General features: G+C 36.4%; 8 protein-coding genes. 7 read left to right on the forward strand and 1 reads right to left on the reverse strand.

The genetic code is table 11. The annotated features are described in order from the left end of the window. Nucleotides 1-52 precede the first annotated feature (52 nt). The 7 genes from FB551_RS00085 (at nt 53) to FB551_RS00115 (ending at nt 11,263) form a co-directional block, all read left to right on the forward strand. Complete coding sequence (locus FB551_RS00085) at nt 53-799, forward strand: glycerophosphodiester phosphodiesterase family protein (RefSeq protein WP_142013856.1); 747 nt, start codon at nt 53-55, stop codon at nt 797-799. Between the two features lie 483 nt (nt 800-1,282). Beyond that, a complete protein-coding gene (locus tag FB551_RS00090; protein WP_142013859.1) occupies nt 1,283-4,246 on the forward strand; it encodes a SusC/RagA family TonB-linked outer membrane protein in 2,964 nt (987 codons plus the stop codon). Between the two features lie 11 nt (nt 4,247-4,257). Continuing rightward, nucleotides 4,258-5,706: a SusD/RagB family nutrient-binding outer membrane lipoprotein gene (locus FB551_RS00095; protein WP_142013862.1), complete on the forward strand. Its 1,449-nt coding sequence runs from the start codon at nt 4,258-4,260 to the stop codon at nt 5,704-5,706. A 66-nt stretch (nt 5,707-5,772) separates the two neighbouring features. Next, on the forward strand, nt 5,773-7,335 hold the full coding sequence (locus FB551_RS00100) for a calcineurin-like phosphoesterase C-terminal domain-containing protein (RefSeq protein WP_142018036.1): 1,563 nt from the start codon (nt 5,773-5,775) through the stop codon (nt 7,333-7,335). A 351-nt stretch (nt 7,336-7,686) separates the two neighbouring features. Further along, nucleotides 7,687-8,400: a 3-ketoacyl-ACP reductase gene (locus FB551_RS00105; protein ID WP_062676455.1), complete on the forward strand. Its 714-nt coding sequence runs from the start codon at nt 7,687-7,689 to the stop codon at nt 8,398-8,400. 1,174 nt (nt 8,401-9,574) lie between these two features. Then, a complete protein-coding gene (gene prmA, locus FB551_RS00110) occupies nt 9,575-10,402 on the forward strand; it encodes a 50S ribosomal protein L11 methyltransferase (RefSeq protein ID WP_142013864.1) in 828 nt (275 codons plus the stop codon). A gap of 21 nt (nt 10,403-10,423) precedes the next feature. Beyond that, the gene (locus FB551_RS00115) at nt 10,424-11,263 is read left to right on the forward strand and encodes an SH3 domain-containing protein (protein WP_142013866.1); all 840 of its coding nucleotides are present in this window, start codon (nt 10,424-10,426) and stop codon (nt 11,261-11,263) included. Between the two features lie 106 nt (nt 11,264-11,369). On the opposite strand, the gene FB551_RS00120 is transcribed toward FB551_RS00115, so the two are convergent. Next, nucleotides 11,370-12,839 (reverse strand): helix-turn-helix transcriptional regulator, encoded by a 1,470-nt coding sequence (locus tag FB551_RS00120; RefSeq protein ID WP_142013869.1) that lies wholly within the window; start codon nt 12,837-12,839, stop codon nt 11,370-11,372. Between the last annotated feature and the right edge of the window lie 846 nt (nt 12,840-13,685).

Genomic DNA, 13,685 nt, shown 5'->3' on the forward strand with positions numbered 1-13,685 from the left:
CTACCTTTATCAGGAAGTTCACAACTTTATTTTTAATAATTTAATTTATATTATGAAAAATTTTATCTTAGGGTTAGCAGTTTTAAGTACAGTTATGATGAAAGCACAAACCCAGATTATTGCCCACAGAGGATATTTCCAGGCTCAGCCTCCTACAACGGAGAATTCACTTCAATCCTTGGAGAATGCCCAGAAATTAAAAATATATGGGTCTGAATTTGATGTTAGAATGACAAAAGATGGTGTATTGGTGATCAACCACGATGAACATCACGGTAAAATGGAAATTTCAGAAGCTACCTTCAAAGAATTGGAAGCATTGAAATTAGCCAATGGAGAAAATTTTCCAACTTTAAAAGATTATTTAAAGCAAGGAAAAAAAGATAAATCTCTGAAACTGATTGTCGAGATCAAACCTGCAAAAACTCCGGAAATTGAAAAAGAGATCACGCAGAAAACCATCAAAATGATCAAAGACATGAAATTGGAATCTCAAAGTGAGTTTATTTCTTTTAGTCTTAATATCTGTAAAGAGATCAAAAAACTGGCTCCATCCTTTAAAGTTCAGTACCTGAACGGCGAGCTGTCTCCTGAACAGATCAAAAAAGAAGGATTGGACGGTATGGACTATCACTACAGCGTTTTCCAGAAAAATCCAACCTGGATTGCTGATGCAAAAACATTAGGACTAATTACCAATGCCTGGACAGTGAATGACGTTGCCGTATATGATGAACTGAAAAAACAAGGAATCGGGTTCGTAACAACCAATATTCCTGACCAGTTAAAGAATAAATAACAGTCCAAGCTTTTCACAAAAAGTACAACTGAAAGACTAAATATTCCCCTCCTCCGGAGGGGTGGCAAAAATTCAAAGAATTTTTGACGGGGTGGTTTACAACACCTCTCAAATCAAATTCTCAACAAGTAGCAATTTACACAGTCTGCCCTTTATAAAAGGCAGACTGTGTCTTTTTGGGGATAAATTCATTATATCCAGGAATATTAAAAAAACATGATTAAATTTAATGTATTTATTTAAAAATCAGTATTTTACTTGTTTTGTATAGTATTATCTCAAGTAAAGACAATAAAGATACGTAAATGATGCTTTGATACTGCATTAAAAATACTTAATTGCTTAAATGGTTAGTATTGAGGTTTTTATCCAATGTTATTAAGACTTGATTAATATATGGTTTAATAAATTTTTAAGAAACGTTAAAACTATGTTAAGGCTATCCTTGTAATGTCGTTCTAATTTTGCGCAAACAAAAAGGAAATGCGTAAAGAGACACAAAAACTGTTGGTTTTGTCGCTGTTAGGATTGGTCAGCGTCAACCTGACAGCGCAGCAGAAAGCTAAAAAAGACACGGTTAAAGGACTTGACGAAGTAGTGGTAACTGCTTTGGGAATCAAAAGACACGACAGGGCTTTAGGGTATGTTGCCGAAAAAGTAGATGCCAAAACATTTGAAGAAACCCAGAATAACAACTGGGCGCAATCAATGGAAGGGAAAGTGGCAGGTCTAAAAATTCAGACTGCCGGAGCAGGACCTCTTGGTACTTCGAGAATTACATTGAGAGGAGAGAAATCCATTATGATGGATCATAACTATGCTCTTATTGTAGTGGATGGAGTGCCATTGGGAAATTCTACCACAGGTTCCGGCACGGCAGCGTATGGAGCAGGATCCGGAGGTGATGTTCCTATCGACCTTGGAAACGGTCTGAACAGTATCAATCCGGACGACATCGAATCTGTAACTGTACTGAAAGGTGCTTCTGCTGCTGCATTATACGGTTCCCGTGCCGCCAACGGAGCTTTAATGATCACCACAAAGTCAGGAAAAACAAAGAACGGAAAACTGAGGGTCACTTTTAACTCTTCCTCGAGCTTTGATTCTGTACTGAAATGGCCGGATTGGCAATACGAGTATGGGCAGGGAACACTGGCAACCAATACAGCAGGAAACTTCTATTATTCTTATGGTCTTTCCCCGGATGGTCCAAGTACAGGAGGAACCAGTAGTGCTTTCGGTCCTAAATTCGCCGGACAGTATTATTTCCAATACGATCCTGATGTGATGGGACAAAGCAAGGAAAGACAATTGTGGAGACCTTATGAAAATAATATCAAAGGTTTCTGGAGAACAGGATCTACTTACTCAAACAGCATTTCCGTAGAAAGCTCCAACGAGAAAACAAGTTTCAGGACGTCATTGACTTACCTTAATAACGAGTGGATGATGCCTAATACAGGCTTCGACAGGTTCAATTTTGCCTTGTCATTTGCCCATCAGCTTACCCAAAAATTAAAAATTTCAACAAAATTTGCCTACAACACTACTACCAGTGATAACCTTCCTGCAACAGGATACAACAACCAGTCGATCTCTTACTTCATGATCTTCCAGAATCCCAATGTAGATCTTGAATGGTACAAACCGGTTTGGAAACCAGGTCAGGAGCAGGTTGATCAGATTCATCCGTTCAGTTCCTACATTGATAATCCTTATATGATTGCTTACGAAATGCTGAATGGAGTCAGAAAGAAAACCATTACAGGAAATATCACTGCAGATTATCAGTTTAATAAAAATTTCAGTTTAATGCTGAGGTCCGGTATTGAAATCCTGAATGAAAAAAGAACGACCAAAAGGCCATGGAGTTCTGCCAATTACCTGAAAGGTTTCTACAGAGAACAGTTTATCAAAAACCAGGAATATAATAACGACCTTTTATTTTCTTATAAAGCAGACTGGAATAAATTCAGTATTTCCGCCTCTGCAGGGGGAAGTATCCGTTATAATGAATATCTGCTGAATGATTATCAGGCTATTGGATTGAAAACAGCAGGGGAATACAGCCTTACCAATGCGCTCAATATTCCTGTTAAATATCCGGCGCCAAGAGATAAACATGTCGACAGTGTGTACGGATTGCTTACTCTGGGATATGACAATAAGATTTTTGTGGACGTTACCGGAAGAAACGACTGGAGTTCTACACTTCCCAAGCAAAACAGATCCTTCTTTTATCCTTCAGTGAGTACCAGTTTCATTCTTTCAGACATTTTTAATCTGAAAAGCAATAACCTGAACTTATGGAAACTGAGAGCTTCATGGGCAAAAGTAGGGATAGACAGTGATCCTTATCTTTTGGATAATTATTATACAGCAAGCAACATTACAGGAAGCGTGGTAGCACCTACAACCTTTAATAATCCATCTCTTAAACCTGAAAAAAATACCAATATTGAAGCCGGTATGGATTTCAGCCTTTTCAAAAACAGGTTGAACCTTAATCTGACTGCTTACCAGAATTTCAGTGAAAATCAGATTATCCCTGTATCATTGCCCACCGAAGCAGGATATTCCAAAAGGATCATCAATGCAGGAAAAATCCGAAACAGAGGTTTGGAACTCTCAGCAGATATCTTAGCCATAAGAGGTAAAGATTTCTCATGGAAAGTGGGGGGAAACTGGTCTACCAACGAAAACAGGGTGATGACCTTACCTGAAGGATTCGACGGAATTGTTTCCAATGTAGGAGATGTAGTCTTTTATAAAATGGAAGTAGGCGGTTCATTGGGAGACATGTATGGTTTTAAACTACTGAGAAATCCGGAAGGAAAAGTAATTTATGGTGATAACGGACTTCCCGCAAGACCTGCAGATATTGAAAAAGTAGGGAATGCATTCCCGAAATGGAGAGCCGGGCTTCAAAATGATTTCAGAATCAAAAACTTTACAATAAGCTTCTCATTTGATGGTCAGTATGGTGGTATTGCGTATTCTCAGTCACATCATAAAATGTCTGAGCAAGGTAAGCTGAAATCTACCCTTCCGGGAAGAGACAATCCAGGCGGAATGATTGTAGGAGACGGGGTGGTTCAGAACCCTGACGGAACCTTTAGTACGAATACAAAAGGAGTACTGGTATCTTCTTACTACGGAGATTATTACAGAAGAGCCAATGTGGAAACTAACAGCTTCAGCACAGATTTTATAAAACTGAGAGACGCAAGAATTGCCTATTCATTCCCGAAAGAGACCATAAAATCTATAGGTCTGGATGATCTTACCGTTGCCATTTTCGGAAAGAACCTGTGGATGTGGACCAGGTTTCCAATGTTTGACCCTGAAGTGGCTACACTGGACAACGCAACCATCACTCCGGGAGTGGAAATGGGGCAGCTGCCAACAGCAAGAACAGTTGGTTTTCAGTTAAATCTTAAATTCTAAAATCTTTAAAAATGAAAAAGATAATCATACATCTGACATTGGTAGTTTCTGTTTTCATGCTTCAATCCTGTGACAGAACATTCGATGAAATGAATACAGATACCAGTAAGGTTAAAGACCCTTCCGTTGGCAGCCTTCTTGCTCCCATCCAGTATGAAATGGGAAGTTATGGCTACAACAGGGCAGATGATTTCACTTTTGATATCATGCAGATTGCTTTAGACTTTCCCAATGAAGGAAATTCCTACAGCAGATATTATATGGACGAAAAAAGTGGCAATGGCTACTGGAATACTTCCTACAGATGGCTTAAGCAGGTAAGTGACCTGAGAAAATATGCAGCCAAAGAACAGAATAATAATTACCTGGCTATTTCAATGGTCCTGAATGCATGGATTGCTTCCAACCTTACTGATGCTTTTGGTGATATACCTTTATCTGAAGCATTAAGAGTTGAAGAAAATATTTTAAAACCGAAATATGATAAGCAGAAAGAGGTCTACATCCAGCTGTTAAATGACCTGAAAACAGCCAACTCATTGTTCAATACCAATCAGGCATTAACGGAAACAGATCTGTTTTATAATGCCAATACCAACAGCCAGACCGGGATTTTAGGATGGAAAAAATTCTGTAATTCTCTTTCATTAAGGTTGTTAACCAGAATACTAAGCAGGAACGGAGAAGTGAATGTATACGAAAGAATCCAGGAAATTGTCAATAATCCCGCTCAATATCCAATTTTCCAGAATAACACAGACAGTGCCGTGCTGCCTCTTTCCGGAATATCTCCTTACCTGCCTCCAATAGCCCGTCCACAGGATTTTACAGCGTACAGGGCAGCAGGTGAATTCTTTGTGAATGCCATGAAAGATAATAATGATCCTAGACTGAGTATGTTTTTTACAAAAGCGAAAGCAACATCAGGAGAAGATCTTGGCTATAAAGGAGCTCCTTCCGGATACGCTTTGGGAACAGCTTTCAATTATCAGCCTTCTAATTTGAACCAGAATCTGGCGAAAGCACCTTTAAAGATTTTAATCATGACCTATTCTGAAGTTCAGTTTATCCTGGCAGAATTAGTCAATAAAGGAATCATCGCGGGAAACCAGCAGACCTACTACGAAACAGGAGTGAAATCTATTATTGAACAATGGGGCGCAACAGTTCCGGCCAATTATTTCAGCAATCCTAAAGTAGCTTATGACGGTTCTCTGGAAAAAATTATGCTTCAGAAATACATTTCCCTGTTTTTTGTTGACCATCAGCAGTGGTATGAATACAGACGTACAAAACTTCCGGTACTTCCTAATAACGGAGGGCTTCAGAACGGCGGGCAAATGCCTGTGAGATTCATGTATCCTACCGCTACAAAAGTGATGAATACAGATAATTATAACGCGGCCGTACAATCGATGGGAGGAGACAATATCAACGTGAAAATGTGGTGGAATAAATAACAAATTGAATTTAAAAATTGAAAATAATTTAAAGATTAAAAAATGAGTATCAATATAAAACTTTTAATGCCTTGTATGCTGGTTTCAGCAATGGCGTTCTCACAAACCTCTGTTTCCGGATATGTATACGAAGACGGCAACAAAAATCAAAAGAAAGAAAACCGCGAAAAAGGAATTGAAGGCGTAGCTATTTCTAATGGCATTCAGGTAGTTCTTACCGATAAAAACGGTAGATACAGTCTTCCGGTTCAGGAAGATCAGACTATTTTTGTCATCAAGCCTTCAGGATATCAGACTGCTTTAAATGCGAACAACCTTCCACAGTTTTATTATCATCATAAGCCAAAAGGATCTCCCGCAGATTTTAAATACAAAGGGGTAACTCCTACAGGCGATCTTCCTAAAGAACTGGATTTCCCGCTTTATAAGCAAAATGAAGACAAAAATTTTGATATCCTTGTTTTCGGAGATCCACAGCCTTACACAGAAAAAGAACTGGATTACTTCAAAAGAGGAATTGTAAATGAAGTGAAGAATACGAAGAAAAATGCAGTATTAGGAATCAGTCTGGGAGACTTGGTAGGAGATAATTTAAGTCTTCAGAAGCCTTATGCAGATGTTATGAAAGAAGTCGGACTGCCCTGGTATAATGTGATGGGAAACCATGACATGAACTATGATGCAAAAGAAGATAGGCTTTCTGACGAAACCTTTGAATCCAATTTTGGTCCAGCCAATTACTCTTTTAACTATGGGAATGTACATTTCATCATTCTGGATGACATTCTTTACCCGGATCCGAGAGACGGCAAAGGATATTGGGGTGGGTTCCGTGAAGACCAGCTTCAGTTTATTGAAAACGATCTGAAACTGGTTGATAAAAATAAACTGATCGTGATCTCTTTCCATATTCCGCTGGAGCATAACAACGAAGACAATTTCAGAAATGCAGACCGTCAGAAATTATTTGATTTCTTAAATCCTTTCCGGAATGTATTGCTTTTATCAGCACATACGCATATTCAACAGCAGATTTTCTATGGAAAAAAAGCAGGCTGGAACGGAATCAAAGAACTGCACGAATATAATGTAGGAACTACTTGTGGCGACTGGTATTCAGGAACACCGGATGATGCAGGGCTTCCTACTTCCACCATGAGAGACGGAACGGCAAAAGGATATTCTTTCATCAGCTTTACAGACAATCAGTATAAAGTGAAATACAGAACAGCCGGAAAACCGGAAGATTATCAGATCAAGTTGTATGTTCCGAAAGTAATTCCTTCCTCAAGAACCTCTGCCAAAGTATTGGCTAATTTCTTCATGGGAAGCAAAAAAGACAAAGTAGAATACAGAATAGACGGAGGAAAATGGGAAGAAATGGAATATGATGAAACCATAGACCCGAACTTTGCCCTTTCCGTTTTCAAATGGGATTCTACAGATAAAATTTTTCCCGGAAGAAGACCTTCCAACCCTGAAATGTCAAAGCACATCTGGGAAGCTGATTTTCCTAAGAAATTATCATTGGGAAAACATAAAGTTGAGGTGAAAGCTGTTGACATGTACGGAAATGAATTTTCAGCTTCAGAAGAGTTTGAAGTACAGAATTCAATCCAGATTCCTTAAGCTTTATTTTTTTTACTATACCTTTTTTAGATTTTGAGACCGGTTCTTATGAGCCGGTTTTAATTTTTGATGAAGCATAGATAAACCACAAAAGTCACAAAAGTTTTTAAAAACTCAATTTTTTTAAGCTGTAATTTTAAGCTTAATAAAGTACACATAGGTTTTATATAAAAAAATATATGTTTCATCTTAGGTGGACTTTTATGAAGAGTGATTACAACTTTTAAATTTCACAATGTTAATCATCTTTTGTGACTTTTGTGGTTAAATAAAATATAAGTTAAATCTATGTTTTCAATGCTTCGTAAAAATGTTCTTTCGTAACTTTGTATCAAGAAAAGTATCATTACTATGAATATAAACGGAAAAAATGCCATTGTAACAGGTGGTGGAAGAGGATTAGGAAAAGCTGTAGCATTAGCTTTAGCCAATGAAGGAGTAAACGTTGCCATTACAGGAAGAAACGAGGAGAACCTTAAAATGACGGTTGAAGAAATCAAAAAATTAGGAGTACATTCCGCCTACGCAGTATTTTCTGTAGACAATGAAATTCAGGTAAAAGCTGGAATAGAATCTTTAGCAGAGCAATTGGGAGGGATTGATATTTTAATCAACAACGCAGGAATCGGAGACTTTGGTTCCATTGAAGAAATGCCTTCCGAAACATGGGAGCAGGTTATTAAAACCAATCTTTTCGGAGTGTATTATGCAGCCAAGGCAGCTTATCCATTTATGAAAGCTAAAGGAGAAGGTGATATCGTTAATGTAGCCTCCACTGCAGGTCTGAAAGGTGGCCCTAATATGTCGGCATACGCAGCTTCAAAAGCAGCCGTAGTATCTCTTTCTCAATCGATGATGGCAGAATGGAGAAAACAAAACATCCGTGTAATTACTCTGACTCCAAGTACCATAGCTTCAGATATGAGCATTCAGGGAGGTCTTACGGACGGAAATCCTGATAAAGTATTACAGCCTGAAGACTTTGCAGAATGGGTAAGAGATATCCTGAAAATGAACAGAAGAGCATTAATCGCAAATGGTTCTATTTTCTCTACAAATCCTTAAGAGTTTAAATTTAATGTTTAAGGTTTAAAGCTTTCGGCGAAGGACATTTAAACCTAACTTGAATGATAAAATTCAATAGGAGCGGGCTTTAGCCCGCTTTTCTTTTAATCAGCACAATATGACTTTAGTCAAAACTTAGAATTTTTAGCTTCTCAAAAAACAATCCTAATATTTATTCAAATTTTTTAATAAGTTGGGATTTAACCCGCCTCTATTGAATATACTATGCGCAATCATCTGTGTCATCCGTGTAATCTGTGGGAAAAAATTTCCCAAATAAACTTTCCCATAACATTCATTTCATAAAGCGGACTATTTCCAAAGTGCTATTCTGACGAAGGAAGAATTTATTCATAGTTAAAAATATGAGATTCTTCAATGCATTTCCATGCTAAGAAAACATACAACTCCCCGGTTTCAGCTTTTCTTTTAATCAGCACGATATGATTTTAGTCAAAACTTGTAATCTTTCACTTTTCAAAAAAATCTACATTACCTTTCAAAAAATAACCCAGGAATTTGTCTCTAGTCTTTTATAATAAGTTTTGGCTAAAGCCCAATGGAATTTGTCATGATTTTGAAGACGGGCTAAAGCCCACCTCTATTGAATATACTATGCGCAATCATCTGTGTCATCCGTGTAATCTGTGGGAAAAAACTTCCCAATAAACTTTTCCATAACATTCATTCCATAAAGCGGACTATTTCCAAAGTGCTATTCTGACTAAGGAAAAATTTATTCATAGTTAAAAATATGAGATTCTTCAATGCATTTCCATGCTAAGAAAACATACAATTCCCCGGTTTCAGCTTTTCTTTTAATCAGCACGATATGATTTTAGTCAAAACTTGTAATCTTTCACTTTTCAAAAAAATCTACATTACCTTTCAAAAAATAACCCGGGAATTTGTCTCTAATCTTTTATAATAAGTTTTGGCTAAAGCCAATGGAATTTGTCATGATTTTGAAGACGGGCTAAAGCCCGCCTCTATTGAATATACTATGCGCAATCATCTGTGTCATCCATGCAATCTGTGGGAAAAAACTTCCCAAATAAACTTTTTACCACATCCACAATTAAAAAAAATATAAAAATCCCCGGTTTCAGCCAAAATTGACTCCATCATTTTTTTTACCGTAATAACATTAGTATTTTTGCAGCAAATTAGTCACATGCAAAATTATTTAGAATTCAATTTCAAGATTTCTCCATTGCAACCTTGGAACGAGATATTAATGGCAGAGCTTATAGAAATAGGCTTTGACAGCTTTACAGAAGAAATTAACGGAATTTTAGGATATATCCAGACAGATTTGTTTCAGGAAGATCAGTTGAAAGCCCTTCCAATTTTTGAAAACGAAAACGTAAAAATCGAGTATTCTTTCGAAGAAATGCCAAACATCAACTGGAATGAAGAATGGGAAAAGAATTTCTCTCCAATCAATATCGATGATAAAGTATTGATCAGAGCTGAGTTCCATGAATCTGTACCGGGAATGCATGAAATTATCATTCAACCTAAAATGTCTTTCGGAACAGGACATCACCCTACAACCCACCTGATGATCCAGCAAATGATGGATATTGATTTCAATGGTAAAAAAGTACTGGATATGGGATGCGGAACTTCCGTACTGGCCATTTATGCAAAGCAGCAAGGCGCGGGAGATACAAAAGCAATTGACATTGATGAATGGTCAGTAGAAAACTCCAAAGAAAATGCCGTAAGAAATAATGTAGAACTTGATATTGAACAGGGAACTGCCGAAAATTTAGGAAAAGAGAATTATGATATCATTTTAGCCAATATCAACAGAAATATCCTGATCTCAGACATCCCAACCTATGTTTCAGTTTTAAATGACGGTGGAAAACTGCTGCTTTCAGGATTGTGTTTCTTTGATGTAGATGATATTCTGGAAGTATGTAAAGAAAGCGGTCTTGAATTGAAAAAGCAGTTACAGCGTGAAGAATGGGTTAGCCTTCTTCTTGAAAAATAGCACCAAAAACAAAATACGAATATGAAAACTTTATGGACAGCTTTATTTTTAATGATGTTGCAACTTTTTACAGCTCAGGAAAATGAAGTATATGCAGATGGAATCTTTGGGTTTGAGGAAAATAAAACGCAAAAGATTTTTACAGACTGGACCCGCGTAAGATCAGATCCCGGAGTGAATGCTCAGATTATTGACTCACTGCAGACCAATCAACAGGTCATGATTCTTACAAAAGAAAATGCAGTCCTGAAACTGGGAGAAAGAAATGCTAATTGGTATAAGATCTCTTATCAGAAGGGAGAAAATACAGTGGAAGGATATGTCTGGGGAGGTAATCTTTGTGTAGGATACCGTAACAAAAACGGCTATGATTTCCTCTTTGGGCTTTCTAAAACAATTGACAGGAAGAATAAAGAATTCAATCAGATTGAAAAGCAAAACATCGCCGGAATAAAAGTAATGGAAGGAAATACACTTATAGATGAGGTGTATTTTGATACAGGAAGAGGAGAGGAGCTAAGTTCAGCAGCATTCACTATAGAAAGCAATCATAAACTGCAGAATGTTGAATTCACCTTAAAAGCAATGGTTTCCGGAGAAGCCTGTGGAATTGCAGGCTATGATCAGTATGTTCTTTTTAAAGATAAAAAACTGATTGCTCTTCCGCAATTAACAAACGTAGGGGATGCCGGTGCTTTCTATCACAGTGAAGAATTTATTTTTCCTAATGATAAAGGTGGAATTCCCAATGCATTTATTTTAAAAGTGGAAGATATGGAAGTAGATGAAAAAGAAAGAGAGAAGAAAAAATATTCTTCCAAAACTTATCTTTGGAATGGCAATACTTATAAATTGAAATAAAATCAATATTTATTAAATTAAAAATCCCTCAATTACGGTTGAGGGACTTTTAATTTAATATCAGGATTAAACTCATTTATTACTTCGAAGATAATCACCATCATATTTATTGAACCTCAGATATTGATCTGATAAATTGATAGAGATCAGTCTCTGCTTCAAGATTTAGTTTTTTGCGTAAGCGGTATTTCTTCGTTTGCACAGATCTGTGCTCCATGGAAGAATACTGTGCAATTTCTTTTGAAGAGAACCCCAGGAATATCATAGCACTGAAAGATAAATCGGAGAGGGAAAGATAAGGATTGATTTTTAAAAGCAGCTGGGAAACCTCAGGGTAAGTTTCCTGAAATAATGCTAAAAAACCAGCACTGTTTTTCTTTGCCAGCTGAATGAGCTGATCATGATTTTCATTGAGCTTTCTTTTGAGAATTTTTGCTTCTTCTTCCTGCTGTAGAATAATTGTTTTGCTTTCGATAAGCCTTTTTTTCTTTTTTTTAATCTGCAGATAAAAATAAAGAGACAATACTGTAACGATTAACAATGAAATTCCTCCATACCATAAAGCGGTCTGAAATTTAGTTTTTTGTTTTTTTTCTTCTTCTTCTTTCTTGGATATTTTATTAAAGGCTAATGTGATAGCTTTGCTTTGATCATTATCTATACTATCTTTTAGTGAGGTTGCTTTGTTTAAATATTCAACTTCTTTATCAGCTTCTTTAAGCTCTTTATACACTGAAGCAAGTAATTTGTAATTACTTAAAACCAGCTGAGGTCGGTTGATTTCTTTTGCCAGTGCAGCAGATTTTGTGAAAGCATCAATAGCCTCATTGTTTTTTTTCTGAACTTGCATAAAACTACCATAATCATATAAAACTACTGCTCTCTGGTATTTATTATGCTTAAATCTTTTGGTTTCCAGTTGATTAAATGCTTTTTTAAAATAGTAGTTGGCTGAATCTAAATTCCAATTGTATTGTGTATAATGGTAGGCTACATGTCCAATGTCTAAAGGATTAGGATCTATTTTCATTGCCTTGTGGAGATAGATAAGTGAGGAATCAGACCGTTCAATTCCGTTGAAATAAACGGCTCGGGTTGAATAAACATACCGTAAAAAAAAACGACAATCCTGATTATCTTTTTTTAATCTTAAAGCAGATCTCATGGCTTTTAAATTATAATCTAAAGCCATTTTAGGTAGATTCATCCTGTTGTAAACCTGTGAATACTCCTGATTAATTTTCCCGGCAAGAAAGTCATCATTAATCTTTTTTGATTTTTCCTCTGCGTAGTTCAGGTATTCTATAGCCTTTTTAAATTCTCCTACCAGCCAGAGGCGATTCGCAATATTAGCATAACCCCAGGCTTCTCCTTTAGGATAATTATTTTGAATAGCTTCTTTTATAATTTTTTGATTCCAAATGATCAGATCCTTGTTGGATATTTGGGTTCTGAGTTCCTCATTTGTTTTTATGAGTAAAGTATCTATTTGCTGTATACTGTGATGCTGTGAAAATAGTTTAGAACAACAGCATATAAAAATAAGGCAGTAGATTATTCTATTAAAATTTTTCAAAGATTTCATGGTTGTAGAATAAATATTGTATTAAGGGTAATACAGGAATTCGATATAATGCAAGGTAAAAGTGAATTTCATTATACTGTAAACTGCAGCTTATTAATTCTTTGTAATTAAGGCTAACATTGGTGAAAAAACAGGTGGGATTATTAACCCCACCTGTAGGCATCATTAAGTTTTTTTTGATCAATCTTGTGTTTTAGAATCGATAATCTGGTGCAATTTGAAAAAAAAAAAAGAATTAAGGAAATAAGAGAATACATCACAGATACATCATACTATTTTTACCCCTTGTCTGTGAAGGTGAATTAGGAGGTTGTATATATGATGTATATTCATGGTTTGCGCGCAGTATATAGGTTTTGTAATAGAAATTGCTGTTGCGACTGGTTTGTGCGAGGTTTAAGAAAGGGGTGAAAAATAATTTTATTGTCTGGCATGGCTCACTATTTTCTAAAGTTATTAGGTGTAAATGGGAATGAAGATGAGAATAAAAGTCAATGAGACATGTCAGTACATATTGTTTTTATACCATTAAACCGGAGATGTATTAGAATTTGCTGTGAAAGATTTAAATACAACAAAAAGACTTATTGTTTTCAGTAGGTCTTAAAGTTAGCGCGAAAGGATTCAAACCTTTGACTGTCCCGATTGAAATCGGGATGCTATATCCTGTTTGATTCATTAACATTGTTGGATTATAAAATAAGAAGTGTAAGCTTCTAAAAACAAAAAAGGCCTGCTATTTCTGGTGAGTCTTAAAGTGAGCGCGAAAGGATTCGAGCCTTTGCCGTCCCGATTGAAATCGGGATGCTCTATCTTGTTTGATTCATTAACATTGTG

It is taken from the genome of Chryseobacterium aquifrigidense, assembly GCF_006716485.1.
GTDB lineage: Bacteria > Bacteroidota > Bacteroidia > Flavobacteriales > Weeksellaceae > Chryseobacterium > Chryseobacterium vietnamense.

What these genes read in the sequence shown, in the direction of transcription:
- FB551_RS00115 (WP_142013866.1), top strand. Translation starts at nt 10,424, where the DNA reads ATGAAAACTTTATGGACAGCTTTATTTTTAATGATGTTGCAACTTTTT.
- FB551_RS00105 (WP_062676455.1), top strand. Translation starts at nt 7,687, where the DNA reads ATGAATATAAACGGAAAAAATGCCATTGTAACAGGTGGTGGAAGAGGA.
- FB551_RS00095 (WP_142013862.1), top strand. Translation starts at nt 4,258, where the DNA reads ATGAAAAAGATAATCATACATCTGACATTGGTAGTTTCTGTTTTCATG.
- FB551_RS00090 (WP_142013859.1), top strand. Translation starts at nt 1,283, where the DNA reads ATGCGTAAAGAGACACAAAAACTGTTGGTTTTGTCGCTGTTAGGATTG.
- FB551_RS00100 (WP_142018036.1), top strand. Translation starts at nt 5,773, where the DNA reads ATGCCTTGTATGCTGGTTTCAGCAATGGCGTTCTCACAAACCTCTGTT.
- prmA (WP_142013864.1), top strand. Translation starts at nt 9,575, where the DNA reads ATGCAAAATTATTTAGAATTCAATTTCAAGATTTCTCCATTGCAACCT.
- FB551_RS00085 (WP_142013856.1), top strand. Translation starts at nt 53, where the DNA reads ATGAAAAATTTTATCTTAGGGTTAGCAGTTTTAAGTACAGTTATGATG.